General features: G+C 38.2%; 15 protein-coding genes and 1 riboswitch. Of the genes, 9 read left to right on the top strand and 6 right to left on the bottom strand.

All coding sequences use genetic code 11. The annotated features are described in order from the left end of the window. Window positions 1–107 precede the first annotated feature (107 nt). Entirely contained in the window at window positions 108–1124 is a 1017-nt protein-coding gene (locus ACTJJD_RS14790; protein ID WP_281201135.1) for a LacI family DNA-binding transcriptional regulator, read from the bottom strand. Window positions 1125–1400: 276 nt separating this feature from the next. Next, window positions 1401–1480, top strand: a riboswitch (glycine riboswitch). A gap of 162 nt (window positions 1481–1642) precedes the next feature. Here ACTJJD_RS14790 and ACTJJD_RS14785 point away from each other — a divergent pair. Both ACTJJD_RS14785 and ACTJJD_RS14780 read left to right on the top strand, forming a co-directional pair. Further along, on the top strand, window positions 1643–2989 hold the full coding sequence (locus tag ACTJJD_RS14785) for an amino acid permease (protein WP_326114769.1): 1347 nt from the start codon (window positions 1643–1645) through the stop codon (window positions 2987–2989). A gap of 90 nt (window positions 2990–3079) precedes the next feature. After that, window positions 3080–3943: a hypothetical protein gene (locus ACTJJD_RS14780; protein WP_440608591.1), complete on the top strand. Its 864-nt coding sequence runs from the start codon at window positions 3080–3082 to the stop codon at window positions 3941–3943. Between the two features lie 78 nt (window positions 3944–4021). Here the strand turns inward: ACTJJD_RS14780 and ACTJJD_RS14775 are convergent, their stop codons facing one another. Continuing rightward, window positions 4022–4702, bottom strand: coding sequence for a DUF3169 family protein (locus ACTJJD_RS14775; RefSeq protein WP_041092666.1), 681 nt, complete (start codon window positions 4700–4702; stop codon window positions 4022–4024). Further along, the gene (locus ACTJJD_RS14770) at window positions 4699–4905 is read right to left on the bottom strand and encodes a helix-turn-helix transcriptional regulator (RefSeq protein ID WP_008347396.1); all 207 of its coding nucleotides are present in this window, start codon (window positions 4903–4905) and stop codon (window positions 4699–4701) included. Before ACTJJD_RS14770 ends, ACTJJD_RS14775 begins: the two co-directional genes overlap by 4 nt. Window positions 4906–5075: 170 nt before the next feature. Here ACTJJD_RS14770 and ACTJJD_RS14765 point away from each other — a divergent pair, with 170 nt between their 5' ends. After that, window positions 5076–5699, top strand: a complete 624-nt coding sequence (locus ACTJJD_RS14765) for an NUDIX hydrolase (RefSeq protein WP_017368402.1) — start codon at window positions 5076–5078, stop codon at window positions 5697–5699. A 10-nt stretch (window positions 5700–5709) separates the two neighbouring features. Here ACTJJD_RS14765 and ACTJJD_RS14760 read toward each other — a convergent pair whose 3' ends face one another. Beyond that, on the bottom strand, window positions 5710–6198 hold the full coding sequence (locus ACTJJD_RS14760) for a DUF4188 domain-containing protein (RefSeq protein WP_035390052.1): 489 nt from the start codon (window positions 6196–6198) through the stop codon (window positions 5710–5712). 4 nt (window positions 6199–6202) lie between these two features. Beyond that, window positions 6203–6754 (bottom strand): PadR family transcriptional regulator, encoded by a 552-nt coding sequence (locus ACTJJD_RS14755; protein WP_065461415.1) that lies wholly within the window; start codon window positions 6752–6754, stop codon window positions 6203–6205. Window positions 6755–6936: 182 nt separating this feature from the next. On the opposite strand from ACTJJD_RS14755, the gene ACTJJD_RS14750 reads away from it, so the two are divergent. The 6 genes from ACTJJD_RS14750 (at window position 6937) to ACTJJD_RS14725 (ending at window position 14525) form a co-directional block, all read left to right on the top strand. Continuing rightward, entirely contained in the window at window positions 6937–7830 is an 894-nt protein-coding gene (locus tag ACTJJD_RS14750; protein WP_268438269.1) for a hypothetical protein, read from the top strand. Between the two features lie 111 nt (window positions 7831–7941). Beyond that, window positions 7942–8895 carry a hypothetical protein gene (locus ACTJJD_RS14745; protein WP_440608590.1) on the top strand — a complete coding sequence of 318 codons (954 nt, stop codon included), beginning with the start codon at window positions 7942–7944 and terminating at the stop codon, window positions 8893–8895. A gap of 198 nt (window positions 8896–9093) precedes the next feature. Further along, window positions 9094–9975: a hypothetical protein gene (locus ACTJJD_RS14740; protein ID WP_440608589.1), complete on the top strand. Its 882-nt coding sequence runs from the start codon at window positions 9094–9096 to the stop codon at window positions 9973–9975. A gap of 339 nt (window positions 9976–10314) precedes the next feature. Continuing rightward, a complete protein-coding gene (locus ACTJJD_RS14735) occupies window positions 10315–12174 on the top strand; it encodes a beta-glucoside-specific PTS transporter subunit IIABC (RefSeq protein ID WP_098680424.1) in 1860 nt (619 codons plus the stop codon). 4 nt (window positions 12175–12178) lie between these two features. Next, window positions 12179–13645 (top strand): glycoside hydrolase family 1 protein, encoded by a 1467-nt coding sequence (locus ACTJJD_RS14730; RefSeq protein ID WP_079920007.1) that lies wholly within the window; start codon window positions 12179–12181, stop codon window positions 13643–13645. A gap of 31 nt (window positions 13646–13676) precedes the next feature. Beyond that, on the top strand, window positions 13677–14525 hold the full coding sequence (locus ACTJJD_RS14725; RefSeq protein WP_282833254.1) for a PRD domain-containing protein: 849 nt from the start codon (window positions 13677–13679) through the stop codon (window positions 14523–14525). A gap of 93 nt (window positions 14526–14618) precedes the next feature. Here the strand turns inward: ACTJJD_RS14725 and ACTJJD_RS14720 are convergent, their stop codons facing one another. Then, window positions 14619–15797 carry a tetratricopeptide repeat protein gene (locus ACTJJD_RS14720; protein ID WP_440608588.1) on the bottom strand — a complete coding sequence of 393 codons (1179 nt, stop codon included), beginning with the start codon at window positions 15795–15797 and terminating at the stop codon, window positions 14619–14621. Between the last annotated feature and the right edge of the window lie 378 nt (window positions 15798–16175).

The following is a 16175-nucleotide window of genomic DNA, read 5'->3' as shown; positions in this document are numbered from 1 at the left end:
GGTTTTCTATCACGCTGAAAAGAAGACAAAGGGCTAAAATAAAGTTCATTTTAGCCCTTTGTCAACAATCTGAAAGGAGAATCGCTTTGCAATTCTCCTTTTCATGATCATGTCGAGGTTTCTCGAATATGAAGTTGAGGCTTTAATATTAACCGCTGCAGTTCTTCATCTTGCTCGTTCATTTTATGATACAAAAGGTTGGCTGCTTTGACTCCAATAGATCGTGGAAATGATGAGACTGTGGTGAGCGGCGGGTGATACATCTCCGCTTCAGGGATGTTATCGAACCCAACTACATCAATGTCTTCACCAGGCTTGATGTCACGCGCTGCCAATTCTTGAATCACCCCAAACGCCACTAAATCACTGAAGCAAAAAATAGCAGTAGGTGGTTCGGGAAGGTCAATCACTTGGGCAAGGGCTTCTTTCCCGCCTTCACGGGTAGGCATCATATCGATAATAAGAGATTCATCCATCGTCAGGTCCTCATCATCATGGGCTCTTTTGAACCCTTTCATCCGTTCAATCCAAGTCGAGGAGGATTTGACTCCGCCTAAGAAAGCGATGCGGCGATGTCCTTTTTGAAGAAGATGACGGACCGCCATCCAAGTACCTTGTTCATAATCAACGCCGACATAATCACAATGGACATCTGCTAATTCACGGTTTGCCAATACTTTTGGTGTGCGAATGTTGTTTAATTGTTTCACCGTTCGTGTCGAACTTTTCGATGCTGGATTTAAGATGATTCCACCCACTCGGTGCTCTACCATTGTGGAGATGAGCCGCTCCTGCTTATCCACACTATCAAAGGTTGTCCCAAGTAAAACGGTATAGCCAAGTGACTCAAGGGTGGTTTGCACACCGATTAAAAATTCAGAAATAAAGGTGTTTGAAATATCCGTGACAATCACACCTACAATATTTGAACTTTTCGACCGCATGTTGGCAGCGACGCGATCGTACACGTATCCCAAATCTTCCATGGATTGCAGCACTTTTTTCCGGGTGGCTTCAGAGATCCTAGGGTTGTTGCGAACAACGAGTGAGGCCGTTGAAGTCGATACACCGGCATGCCGAGCGACTTCTTGTAATGTCACACGCTGTTTGTTCATTTTTTTCATTTGTCTTCACCAACTTCATTGGATTGCCTAACTATGGTTCATCATCAAGATGGATGTCTCCACCAAACGAGCCGAACATTCTTTGTTTCATTATACCTTAATCAAGGGGTGTTGATGAAGTGATGTCATATCAGCTTCAGATAAGGAGGAAACAACATCTTGAAAGATTACCATTGACAGCTTTCTTTTAGAGGCGTAAAATATAAAATTATTCAGAAATAGCAACATTTAAAGTAAATATCGAAGGCTATGATTGCTGTGGGTCACACTATGGCAGGAGCAGCTTCTGGAGAGACCGCATGTATGTGCGGCGCCGAAGGGTTCACAATCTCAGGCAAAAGGACAGAAGAGTACGAAATATTGTATTTGTGATGCATGGATCATACTGTGTATTGCTTTTCTCTATTTTGCTATTCTTTTATGACCGTGAGATTGGAGCGCATCCAATCTCTTTTTTTATGGACTTTTAGAGAGTTCATTATTTCAGTATAGGATCGTGTCGTAGGAGGGTGTTGAAATTGGCACAACAAGAGTTAAAGCGAGATTTATCAAACCGTCATGTTCAATTAATTGCCATTGGCGGAACGATTGGAACTGGGCTGTTTTTAGGGTCTGGAAAAGCCATTCAATTGGCAGGACCATCGATCATTTTTGCGTACTTAATTGTCGGAATGGCCATCTTTTTTGTCATGAGGGCACTTGGAGAATTGCTCTTATCTAAGGCGGGCTATCAGTCTTTAACGGATATAGCAGAGGATTATCTTGGACCATGGGCTTCCTTTGTGACAGGATGGACGTATTGGTTTTGCTGGATTATGACAGCGATGGCGGATGTTATTGCGGTCGGGGTGTATGTGCAGTACTGGTTTGATATTCCGCAGTGGATTCCTGCTATTATTTGTTTATTGATTTTGCTAGGATTTAATTTATTAACGGTGAAGCTTTTTGGAGAAATGGAATTTTGGTTTGCACTGATTAAAGTGATTACGATATTACTGTTGATTGGCGTTGGAATTGTCCTGTTAATCATTGGTTTTCAAACAGATGCAGGGCCCGTGACGGTAACGAATCTGTGGTCACACGGAGGATTATTTCCAAATGGTGTGACAGGCTTCTTATTGTCATTCCAGATGGTGATTTTTGCGTATGTGGGCGTGGAACTTGTCGGTGTGTCAGCAGCAGAAACAGCGAATCCGCAAAAAAATATCCCGTCTGCGATTAATAAAATTCCATTAAGAATTCTCTTTTTCTATGTAGGTGCGATTTTTGTATTACTATGCATCAACCCATGGACAGAACTCAGTGCATCAGAAAGTCCTTTTGTGAAAACCTTTGGGCTCATTGGGATACCAGTAGCGGCGGGACTCATCAACTTTGTCGTCCTGACATCTGCGGCGTCTGCTTGTAATAGCGGTATGTTCTCAACGAGCCGAATTTTGTATAATCTCAGTCATCAAAAACAAGGACCGGCATCTTTTGGCCGACTAAATAAGCATGCTGTTCCAAGTAATGCCCTGTTTGTGTCGACGATTGTGGTGTCAGTAGGGGCTCTTTTAAGCAAGCTGATTCCTGAACAAGCCTTTGGTATTGTGACTACGATCAGTGCCATTTGTTTCATTTGGGTATGGAGTATTATTTTAATATGCCATCTGAAATATAAGAAGACACGTCCTGAACTGCATAAGGCGTCTACCTTTAAAGCGCCATTTACACCTTTTGTGAATATAGCGGTTCTTGTGCTCTTTGCTTCCATTCTTGTCATCATGCTTTTCGCTGATGCTACACGTCCAGCGCTGTTATTGACACCCGTATGGTTTGGGTTCTTATTTTTGATTTATGCAAGAAAGAAACGCCGTGCTGTTTAATGGAAAAGCCGTAATAGGCTTTTTTTTTTGAATCCTTTTTTCTTATGAATCGTAATAATCTTAGAAATATTTTGGGAGAGGAGGATAAGATTGGGTATAATATTATTTGGTGTTATTTTTATACTTCTATTAATACCTGTAATAATAACAAGTTTATTTTATATGGAAAGGTATTATAAAATCATTTTGAAGTTTTTCCGTGGTGTAAATTGGAGAGGAATTAAATTTAAAGGTAACTTAAAATGGGTTGATTTAAAAAAATTAATAAAGAGAGCTGTGATAAAATCTCTCTTTATTAACAGTTTGCGGAAACTTACTGTTTGGGGCATCCTTTTTTCGTTTTTCCTTCTTCTATTTGTTCAGCATTTTAAATTTAAAGAGTTATATTTTTATGTTGGATTATTATTTCTGATTCTTGTCGCTGTCCTTTTAGCATATAAAAATGATAAGCAAGAGGTCAATGTTGCACAATACGGTACTAAGCTAAGTATAATGATATTATATCCTCTTGTTCTTTTATTAAAGTTTTTAGAGAATGTGTCTAACGTTAACATGATAGCAATAATAGTTTTTTTTACGGCTTTATATTCTTATTTATTTCTAAAAAGTGTAATGGATATTTTTAAATCTACTTTTATGCATTTAGCAAATTTCATTTTTATTTATGTCTTTTTTAATTTTATCATTGGTGCTGTTTTCGGGTCTTTTTACATTTATAATGATCACTTCGAATATCATTATAGTGGTGAGTATAAGGGTGATGGCACTCTTTTAATCTTATATAAAGGATTAGAACCCTTTTATAATTACCCGATCATCCAAGTTGACGAGGGGAATATTGCATATATTCCAATTTTTGAATTTATTATAGGCAACCTCTTTAATATTATTTTTGTCGGAATATTTATTTCATATTTTGTAAATAAATTATCAACTAAAAATGAAAGAAGTTGATCAATCATTCATTTCAAATTCGATACTCCGCCAGTTACTCAAAGCACAGTCAATTTTAAAGACTGTGCTTTTGCTTATTTAACGATTTCGAATCTTCAACATATAGTATGCATTAAGAATGATCAGAACAAGCCCAACGACGATGATGGAGAAGAGCTGAGAGTGATTGGCGCCAAGAGAATAGACAATCAAAATAAACATGGCACCGGTCAATAAAATATTCATCATTTGGAAAGTGTGAAAAAGCCCATCGAGCATCACATGCTTTTCGCCTTCATCAGAAATGGCGAGCAGTTTTTTGCCATAATCTTTATCGGTTGGACTAGGTAGGTGACGATTAGGATAGACGAGCTTTAGGACAGAGATCGATGCATAAGAAAGAATGACGGTGATCAAAAATAAGGCAGCATTTGCGAGAATCAGCCAGAGTGGCTGCTCAGTTACGATGGAAATTCCAATTGCAATAATCGATAAAATGGTACTCACCGTATTAGCTAACGTTACATCAGTAAAGGTTCGATACTGTTTTGCCTCGAGTTCATCCTCCTCATCACCAGATACTGAAAGAGAGACTCTTTTCTTCATGCGCGAAATGCCTGAAAAACAATAAATGATGAATAGAACTGTCAAGCCAGTGATGACAAGAGTTGCTTCAAATGCAGCTTGCAGAAGTGTCAGCTCAAATTCGGCTGCCAGCAAACAGTAAGCACCGAGAAAACCAAGGAGAGCACCTAAGAGCATTTTGTATACAGTTTTCATGTGAGTTCATCCTCCTCGAATAGAAAAATATGTTCAATGGGTTCTTGAAAAATACGTGAAAGCCTCATAGCAAGTAAGAGAGACGGCATTAATTCATCTCGTTCCATTAAGCTGATCGTCTGGCGGGAAACCTTTGCCCGTTTCGCAAGCTCCGTCTGGTTTAAACCATCACGTGCCCGCAACTCTTTTAGCCGATTTTTCATTCTGTCACCTCAACTCTGATCAAAATGTTATCTTGATTGTAAAGTATTATATTCATTTTGACAAGTATAGTTGTCAAAATGATAAAAATAATTGTCAGAAAGATCGCCTTTATTCAAAAGAGAATCAATGATACGCTAAAGAAAAGAGAAACAGAAAATAGGTGATGCCCATGTTCATTGATCAATTAAAAAGTGACTTACATCAATCACAGCCGCTATTTATCGGAGAAGAGACAGCGTTCAAAGCGGCAGTCCTTGTCCCTTTGGTGCAAGTAAACGGGGAATGGCATGTTTTATTTGAAGTGCGATCACTGACGATGAGAAAACAGCCTGGCGATATTAGCTTCCCAGGAGGCAAACTCGACGGTGGCGAAACCGCACAAGAAGCTGCACTGCGGGAAACATATGAAGAACTAGGGATTCCGCCTGAATCCGTCAAGGTTTTAGGACAGCTCAGCCCTTATATTGCCTCACCATCCTTTGTGGTATATCCATTTGTCGGGATCATTGATGAACAGCAGGTCAAACATTCCTTTAATCAAGAAGAAGTAGAGGAGACCTTTACTGTGCCTCTATCATGGCTCAGCCAATACGAACCGTACTTACACCATGTATCGGTGCAGCCAACACCAGGAGAGGACTTTCCTTATGAAAAAATCATGAATGGTGAAAAATACAGCTGGGGGAGTCGTTCGATTGAAGAGTGGTTTTATGATTACAATCGTTACACCATTTGGGGATTAACTGCCCGCATATTAAAACATTTTGTGATGGTTGCAAAAAGAAATTCCTAGAGAATCAGCTCTAGGAATTTGTTGTAGAAAGGCGTTCTTTTGCGGTTTCTTTTCCTTTCCCTTTTCCAATTAGGATGGGCGCTTTAGCTTGGCTCAATCCATATGAAGGCATGTTCACGTAGATAGATTCATATGAGCCGGCTTGAATTTGATACGTTTCATGATAAATTCCGACCGCGTCATTATGTCGTGCTCTTTGGTTGAATCCTTTCCAAGCAGTCAAATGCTTCTCCATCTTGGCGTAGGCAAGGAGGTCCTCTGTTGATTTCCAATATTGGATCATGGTGGTGGTGCGTAAACCGAAGTAATTTTCTGTCCCGAGAAAACCAAGTTCTTCTTGATGTGTATAAAGTTCTTTGATCATCCCCGGCATCGCCTTAAATACTGGCAGCCATTGATGAACAGCCCAGCGTTTATTGATTCTCATTCCGATAATGAACACAACAATCGGCTCAGAATTGTCTGTTGTATACCTGCCAGCACGTATATTTTTTTTCATTTGTTCACCCTTCTTCCTTCATCGATTCACAGGTCTCCACGCACCAATCAATTCCAGCCTGCGCCACTTTCTTTCCGTAATCTAACGTATACAGCCAATACTTCGCATCAGCTTCATCTGGATACAGCTCTTGAATGTTTTGTTCAATCGCAACATATGTCTCATAACGGATACGGAGCTGCCTCTCATAATCCTGTAAAAGCACCAATTTTTTCTCAAACGAAAGATATTGACCAAAAAATAACTTTAATAACACCTCATTTCGTTCTGATGGTACTTGATCGAGCGGCTGTGCCAGCCATTGCCTCAACGTGTCCAGCCCTTTTTCAGTTAGATGATATTCCCGCTTGTCTGAGCGGCCAGTTGTAGAAGTGGGTGAAACCTTCGCAAGCCCTTCCTCGACTATTAACTTTAAAGCTGGATAAATTTGTCCATAACTAATTTTCCAAAAGTGATGCAAGCTCCTATCAATTAATTGCTTCACTTCATACCCAGACTTACAATCTGTCGTTAAAATCCCCAAAATCGCATATGTCGTATCATTGTATTTTTTCATTGATCAACACACCTATCTAAAAGATATATCATTTAGATATATGATAAACGATGTATAACTGCAGATACAAGAGGTATGAGAAAAAAATAAATGCTAGAAAGGAGGTGAAGAGATCACTGATTTGTTAATCAATGAGATGAATCCTTCATATAGAGTGAACGATTATAGTTTGGAGGGGACATATGAGTAAATCGAAAATCTGGATCATGACTATTCTGGCGGTCCTACTGATTGGTGGAGGAGGCTGGATAGCCTATCAAGCAATCGCACAAAAGAGTGGTTTGAATCATCCCTACGCCTTTGCATATAAGACTCATGATCGTGTGAACTGGTTCAAGGTAACGGAGAGAAACGGAAAAGTAACAGGCCAGCTGAACGAAACCATTTTAGAGGAAAATCCGCAAAGGCATTATGATCCCAATCTATTTATCAACAAATATCAATTAACCGGAAAATCAATTGAAAACGGTTACGAATTTTATGTGAAGCAAGGGAAAGAAACGGTCACATATGAAGTTCACCTTGCCGAAAAAGATCTTTCTGTGAAAAAACAAGGTGAAAAGCACAGCATCACATACAAAGCAGTTGATCAAAAAAACCTACGTGCTGTTCAACAGGACATTCATACTCGATATGAGAAACTGATGGATGACACGGAAAATAGATTTCATGATTATGTACGAAACTTCATTAAGAAAGTAACAGGCGCTTATGGTTATCTGTATACAGCAGAGGATGGTTCATACCAACTATTTTTAAAAGTAAAACGAATGTATATGCAGTCTGAATGGGCAGGTTCTTTTCTAATGAGAAAGGTCCCAGGAGATGGTGGTGAACCTTATAAAGAAACGAAACATACAGCAGGTGGAGTTTCAGATGGGATGATGTTTGATTTGAGTACTTATCCTGCAATTGAAAAGGGTTTTATTTTAGGGGAAACTGACCGAGACGCAACATACATTAAATTTCCTTTTAAAATGGCAGGCGGGATCATAGAATTTAAAGCGGTCACGAAAGAGGAATATCAAGAACAAACGGAAGCATTCAAAAAGAAGGCGAAAGAATGGCAAAAGTAGATCGTGTTGGAACAGATGATTGTTGTGAATGGAATTTCAGGGCGATCAGAATTTAGTTGAATAAATAGGGATCATGAAGATTTTTTAAATCATATATTAGTGGAGGTACCTATGAGTAAATTGAAAATGTGGGTCGTGTCTATCCTGGCAGTACTCATCTTAGGTGGAGGCGGCTGGACAGCATATCAAGCAATTGCAAAAAAGAATTCATTGAATCATGCCTATGCATTTGCGTATAAAACGAAGGATAAAATGAGCTGGTTTGAGATATCTGAGAATAAAGGCAAAGTAACGGGGCATTTGAATGAAAAGTATATAGAAGAAATATGGTGGGATCCCAAAATATATAATAAACAATATGTAGTGTCCGGGAGTTCAAAGGAAAACGGTTATGAATTTCGAGTCAAACAAGGCAAAGAAACAATCATATACGAAGTTCAAATGTCCGGTAAAGACCTATCTGTGAAAAAACAAGGTGATAAGAAAAGCAGAATATATAAAGCAATCAATCGAAAAAAGCTAGATTCGTATCACAAAAAAATTCAAGATCGACATCAACATCTAGTTGATACTTCAGAAACTAGATTTTATGACAATATGAGACACTTCAGGGATAAAGTGGCGAAGGTATATGGTTTTCTATATACGGCAGAGGACAAACAACTATTTTTACAAGTGGAAAGCATGCATATTGAGAATGGATGGCTCGGCTCTTTTCTAATAACAACTGTTTCTGAAGAAGGGTGTAAGCCCTATAAAGAAATGAAATTAGAGGTCGGGGGCGAAACTGATGGTGGAGACTATTTAGACATGAGCTACGATCCTATAATTGAACGAGGTGTCATTATAGGTTCGACTGATCGAGATGCAAAATCAATCAAACTGCCAATTAAAAAGACTAACGGTACTATAGAGATAAAAGCTTTCACGTATCAGGAATTTAAAAAACTCCCTAGACCATATATCATGACAGGCGATTCAGTAGAGTTAAAAGCTGTCACGAAAAAGGAATATGAAAAACAAGCGAAAGCATTTAAAAAGAAAGCAGAAGAAAAGAGAAAATAGTTGTGTTGGTTCAGATGAATAGGGATCGGTTACATATCTGATTTCTGCTTGAAAAAAGCCAATTGTCTTTGCATAGATTTAAGGCGTTATCGTCTCTAAATTTTCGTAAATATAACTTAAATTAATAAGGATTTAGTTGACATATGGTGAAATATTGATGGTATCGATTTCTAAAATCTTATATTAGAGGAGGTACGTATGAGTAAATTGAAAATCTGGGTCGTGTCTATCCTGGCAGTACTCATCTTAGGTGGAGGCGGCTGGACAGCATATCAAGCAATCGCAAAAAAGAATTCATTGAATCATGCCTATGCATTTGCGTATAAAACGAAGGATAGAATGAGCTGGTTTGAAATATCTGAGGATAAAGGCAAAGTAGCGGGGTATTTGAATGAAAAGTATATAGAAGAAGTGAGGTGGGATCCGCAAATCTATAAAAAACAATTTGTCGTATCTGGCAGTTCAAAAGAAAATGGGTATGAATTCAAAGTCACACAAGGTAAAGAAACGATCGTATACGAAGTTCACTTTTCAGGAAAAGACCTTTCAGTAAAAAAACAAGGCGAAAAGAAAAGTATGATATATAAGGCAATCAATCAAAAAAAGCTAGATAAATATCATAAAGAGATTCAAAAACGATATGATTATCTATTCGATACCGCTGAAGATAGGTTTTATGATAGTATGAGAAACTTCAAGGAGAAAGTGGCGAAAGTATATGGTTTTCTCTATACGGCAAAGGACAAACAACTATTTTTACAGGTGAAAACCATGCATATTGAGCTTGGATGGTCAGGCTTCCTTCTAATCACAACTGTTCCCGGAGAAGAGTGTAAGCCTTATAAAGAAATGAGATTAGAAGTCATGGGTGATACGGATGGAAGAAATTTTGTAATGGGCCATGAGCCTTCAATTGAAGATGGGATCATTAAAGGTTCCACTGATCGAGATGTAAAATCAATCAAACTTCCATTTAAAATGACAGGCGGTACTGTAGAGTTAAAAGCGGTTACGAAACAGGAATACCAAAAACAAGCGAAAGCATTCAAAAAGCAGGCGGAACAAAAAAAAAATAGATGATATGAAACCAGATGAGTGAACTTATCTGGTTTTTTATTAATAAAGAGTTCTTATTGATGATAAAAAATATTGGTGTATAAAAAAGTGAGAAAGGTTGCTTCAACTAAATTAAAGAAAATTAAGTTAGGTATATAGACCTTAATAAATTTCAGAAAAATAAATGTTGACGCTTTCATATAATCAATATATACTAAAAACAAATCCAATATAAATAAATTAGACATGTGACTGGTCATGCAGGCAGGATCTAAAAACGATGAATTTCTTTAATTTGTCGTTTTAGGTCCTTTTTTTATTGCCAAAATATAGGTCTCATGTATGAGAAAAGGAGGAGAAGAAATGGATTACACACAAGTCGCCAAAGATGTTTTGCAGCATGTAGGTGGTAAAGAAAATATTGCGCACCTTGAGCACTGCTCAACAAGACTTCGCTTCACACTAATTGATCAGAAAAAAGCAGATGTACAGGCATTAGAAAAAACACCAGGTGTCATAGCAGTTAGAATGTCAGGACAATGCCAAGTGGTCATTGGGAATGACGTGATTGAAGTGTATCAAAAGGTAACAAATTTAATGGGCGGCAGCTCGTCTGGGCAAGGCGTGCCATCCAATCAGCCAAAAGAAAAAAGAAAAGCAGGCACAGTTCTATTAGATTTCATTGTGGGTGTCTTCCAGCCGCTTGTTCCGGCTATCGCAGGCGGAGGGATTTTAAAATCATTTCTTCTCCTTTTCTCTTTATTAGGCTGGGTGGATGCAAAAGGCCAAACCTATCAAATATTGAACATGGTGGGTGACGCACCACTATACTTCCTGCCATTACTAGTCGCTGTCACAACGGCAAATAAACTAAAGGTAAACCCACTGGTCGCATTATCAGCAGTCGGTGCACTCCTTCTTCCGAACATGACAGCCATGCTTACTGAAGGTGCGCAATTAATGTCATTCGACGTAAAAAATATAGCTTATGCGTATCAAGTGTTTCCAGCAATCCTTTCTGTATTGCTTTACGCTCAAATGGAAAAATTCTTCACACGATTTTCACCAAAACCAATTCGGATTTTCTTTGTCCCAATGATGTCATTAGTCATTACTGTACCAGTTACGTTACTGTTATTAGGACCACTTGGTTTTACAGCAGGACAAGGGTTTTCATCCGTTATTCTTGCGATGTTTAATACAGTAGGCTGGGTAGCTGTTGCAATTTTAGCAGCGGTACTCCCGTTTATGGTTGCATCAGGCATGCACAAAGCAATGGTCCCTTATGCAGTGACAACGATGGGGAACCTCGGGAAAGAAGCACTTTATTTACCAGCATCACTTGCGCATAATATTGCGGAAAGTGGAGCATGTTTCGCAGTGGCACTACGCACGAAAGACAAGGTACTCAGATCAACAGCCATTTCGGCAGGAATTTCAGCATTTTTTGGCATCACAGAGCCTGCTTTGTATGGTGTGACACTTCAAAATAAACGCGTACTTGGAAGTGTCATGATTGGTTCGTTTGTTGGCGGGATCTTCATTGGATTAGTTGGTATACAAGCTTTTGTACTTGTTGGTCCTGGATTAGCAAGTATGTCGATGTTTATATCAGATGAGCTTCCACGAAATCTAATGTTTGCTGTCATTGGAGCTGTCATTTCCTTCGTTGTTGCTTTTATCGCTGCTTTTGTATTAGGTAAGGATAAAACAGTAGAAGAAAAGACAAATGATCAAGATGCATTTGCTGAACAAATTGGAGCAGGGGAAACTTTCAAAAGCCCTGTGATTGGTCAAATGATCTCTCTATCTGAAGTAAAAGATGATATTTTCTCTTCAAAGGTCATGGGAGACGGAATTGCCATTGTTCCTTCAGAAGGAGCGTTATATGCACCAGTAGATGGTGAGGTCACCTTGCTGTTCGAAACAAACCATGCACTTGGTATGAAAACGGACAAAGGGGTGGAAGTATTATTCCACATTGGCATTGATACTGTACAGTTGGAAGGACAGTATTTTTATCCAAAAGTGCAGGCAGGAGATCGTGTACAAGCAGGGGATTTACTCATTGAATTTGATGTAGAAAAAATCATGGAAGCAGGATACGATCCAGTTACGCTTGCTGTCATCACGAATACAGATCAATATGATATTAAGGTACAGCCATTACAAGAGGTCAATCGCCAAGATACATTGATGGTTATCACCCAATTAGGAGGCTAAATATATGACGACAATAAAAGGTTTTCCAAAAGGATTTTTATGGGGCGGCGCCATTGCCGCCAACCAAGCAGAAGGCGCTTGGAATGTAGATGGAAAGGGCCCATCTGTTGCTGATATTGCGATGTACCGGTCTAATTTGAGTGTAGAAGATTATGAAGGGCATCTAGCTGTTACTTCTGAAAATATAGATCGAGCGATGAAAGACCCAGATGATAAAAAGTATCCAAAACGCAGAGGTGTTGATTTCTATCATCACTATAAAGAGGATTTGGCTCTATTTGCTGAAATGGGTTTTAAAACTCTTCGCATTTCTATTGCATGGAGCCGTATCTTCCCAACTGGAGAAGAGAAAGAACCAAATGAAAAAGGACTCCAATTTTACGATCGTTTATTTGCAGAAATGAAAAAACACAACATAGAACCGATTGTGACGCTGTCACATTATGAAATGCCGTTAGCACTGAGCGTGAAATATAATGGCTGGGTTGAAAGAAAAGTCGTTGATCTCTTTGTTAAGTTCGCCAATGTATGTTTTGAACGCTATAAAAATGATGTGAAATATTGGCTGACCTTTAATGAAATAGATAGTATTCACCGCCACTCTTTTATTACAGCAGGAATTATTCCTGATCGCTGCCCAGAAGGGAAAGAGGAAGAGACGGTTTATCAAGCACTCCATCATCAATTCATTGCCTCTGCACTTGTAACAGCAGATTGTCATCGCATCATACAAGGCAGTCAAGTAGGGTGTATGCTGACAAAATTAACAACGTATCCGCACACTTGTCATCCGAATGATGTGGAGCGGGCATTGAAACAAAACTTAGAAAACTATTTCTATGCAGATGTTCAGGTATTTGGTGAATACCCGCCGCTTATCAAGCGCATGCTTGAGAGAAAAAACATTCATATCCAAATGGAATCAGATGATCTTTCTATTTTAAAAGAAAATACAGTAGATTTTATCTCGTTCAGCTACTATATGTCTTTAACTGAATCAGCTGATGAAGGATTAGAAAAAACGGATGGAAATACCATCCGTGGGGTCAAAAATCCTTACCTTCCATCTACTGATTGGGGATGGCAAATTGATCCGGTTGGTCTGAAAATTTCTTTAATAGAATTATATGATCGTTATCAAAAACCACTGATCATTGTAGAAAACGGCATGGGTGCAAAAGATGTTGTTGAAAGTGATGGATCAATTCACGATGATTATCGTATTAACTATTTCAAAGAGCATTTCCGCCAAATGAGAGAAGCGGTGGAAGAAGGCGTTGACCTATTCGGATATACGAGCTGGGGCTCAATTGATATTATAAGTGCAGGTACATCACAGATGTCAAAACGATACGGGTTCATTCATGTAGATCAAGATGACGATGGAAACGGTACATTAAAACGTTCTCGTAAAGACTCATTTTATTGGTACAAAAAGGTCATTGAAACAAATGGTGAATCGCTTGATTGAAAAACCACAATCATGAAAACAGGTGATGACGATGTTTAAAATCAAAAAAGTTTTAAACTCGAGTGTGGTTCTGGCTGAAGATCAGAACCAACAGGAGATGGTTCTATTCGGCCGGGGGATTGGTTATGGACAAAAACCAGGTCGAATGATTGAAGAAAAGAAGGCAGATCAAGTGTTTATGTCTGTCGATAACATGAGAGCGAAGGAATTTCTCCAACTATTAGATTCAATGCCACAAGAGTTTATCGATTTAACTCAGCATATTGTTCAATATGCTGAAAAACGCTTAAACTCAAGTCTGAATTCTGGTGTCTATTTTACCTTGATGGACCACTTGAATTTTGCAGTAGAACGGCACAAGAAGAACATTAATATTACAAATCGAGTATACTGGGAAATCAAAAACTACTATACCGAAGAATTTGAAGTAGGTAATTATGCGCTTGAGTTAGTCAACAATACATTGGGCATTCAATTACCAAAGGAAGAAGCGGCCAATATCGCCTTCCATTTAATTAATGCGTTAGGTGAAGAGTCCGATTCCAAAGATGGCATGAAGTATGCAAAGATGATCGGAAGTATTGTGAATCTTGTCCGCTATACGTTGAATATGAAAATGGATCAAGAGAATATTCATTACAGCCGATTTATTACACATGTGAAATTCTTTGTTGAAAGATTTTACGCAAATAAATTATTATCAGATCAAGAAAATGAGTTGTTTGAACAAATTGCACACTTGTATCCTCAAGCGATGGATGTAGCTTTCAAAATCAAAGATTATATTAAACAGGTGCATAGTATTGTTATTCCAAATGACGAACTTACGTATCTGGCGGTACATATTCACCGCCTCATTTCTTATCAAGAACTGAAATAAATGTGGACCACTTGCCTTGTAATGAGGCAAGTGGTTATTTGTATTGTATCGGTTTATGTTCCGATAGGTCGTTCTGTTGGGCCAAGATTTGTATCATTTAACGAATTGTAAGACACCGTTTGTCCGAAAACAACGATGGTTAAAGCGAAAATGAGTAAACTCACTTTTTTCATCATAATTCCTCCAATTAAGTGTAGTGTGTTCCAATTGATAGGCATCCTTCAAAAAGAGGTATGCTTGGTGAATTGAACCCAGATCTTCAAAGTGTTTGGCAGCTAGTGCACTTAATTCACGGGCACCTTCAACATCCTTTAATTCTTTCAGAATACTGATGTCATCTAAACAGGTTTGAGCTTTTTTGGATATGTCTTCAGTGAAATATAGGTGATAGAGAAAATTCATTTTTGCTGTATAGATGGGGTTTCTGTCTATTTCTTGTTTTTGTTTGACTAATTCAAAATAATAGAGAGCTTGCGACTTTTCATCAATGGAGAGTAGCTCTTTTAGTAACATAAACATGGAGTGTTCGAAATAACAAGATGAAAGGTAGTCATCATCACTAAGAGCCTTTTCTAGGGCATCAATACATTTTTTTGATTCTCCAACTTCGGCATATAGAATACTGATATTGTGATAAAGCTGTGATGCTAAAAAATGATCGTTTAATTGATTTGAGATGTGTAATGCTTTTGTGTAGTAATTCTCAGCTCTTTTGAAATCGCCAATATCCATGAAGTTGGTGGCTGCGATCACAAAAGCTGCTGCCAGTCTTCTTTCATAGCCATCATGACCTTTGAAAATATCGATGGCATTCTGAATATAATGAAGTGAAATCAGGCTTTGGCGAAGCATCATATATAGGTTTGCGACCTTCGTATGGAATTCTGCTACTTCTATTTCATCAGGAATGTTTTGTAGTTTTTTCTCAGCAATTTTAAACAGTCCGATGGCTGGTGCATAGTCTCTGTTATATGAAGCGTAAAGGGCTTTATATAGGTAAAAATAATATTCAATTAAGTCGTTTGTTTTAGAAGGGTATTCTAGCACTGTCGGTTTATTCAGTTTTTTACCTCTTCGTTCATATAACATGAGCTTAAACTTGCCTTCTAGCAATGAATAGTAGGTCAAGACCTCCTGATTCTCTTCCATCTCTTGAAGTAATTCCTTTAATTCTGTGTAGATTGTCTTTGCATTGTGTACATCATGCTTACGAATGGCAATTCGCCAATCATTTAAACGGTTCCCCACCTGTTCAGCTGAAATGATTTTCATGGAAATTTCACCTCTTTAACATCCTTTCGCCTGTTTCAATAAAAAACGATATCACAATTTTTGGTAAAATATAATCGTTTCAGGGAGGTGATTGACAGGAGGTAATAAAAAGGACCTTATGTCATGAGATGTACGATATTGTAACGATGATTGATTGTTTATTCAAATGACTAAAATCTTTTTTTGGAAGTCTAAAAATGTGATAGATACTATTAGTTTTAAATTTATGGTCGAAAATACCATCCGAATATATGAAATAAAGCTATTTTAGCTATGAGAAAAGAACAATGAAAGGTCGATCTAGAAGGGAAAATCAGTTATGATGTTGCTAGATGATTTTGGGAAAGAAACTGTTAGTTACTGAGAAAGGTGAAAATC

This window comes from Bacillus sp. 22446 (genome assembly GCF_052044955.1).
GTDB lineage: Bacteria > Bacillota > Bacilli > Bacillales > Bacillaceae > Bacillus > Bacillus altitudinis.
This window is presented reverse-complemented; position numbering and strand designations above follow the sequence as displayed.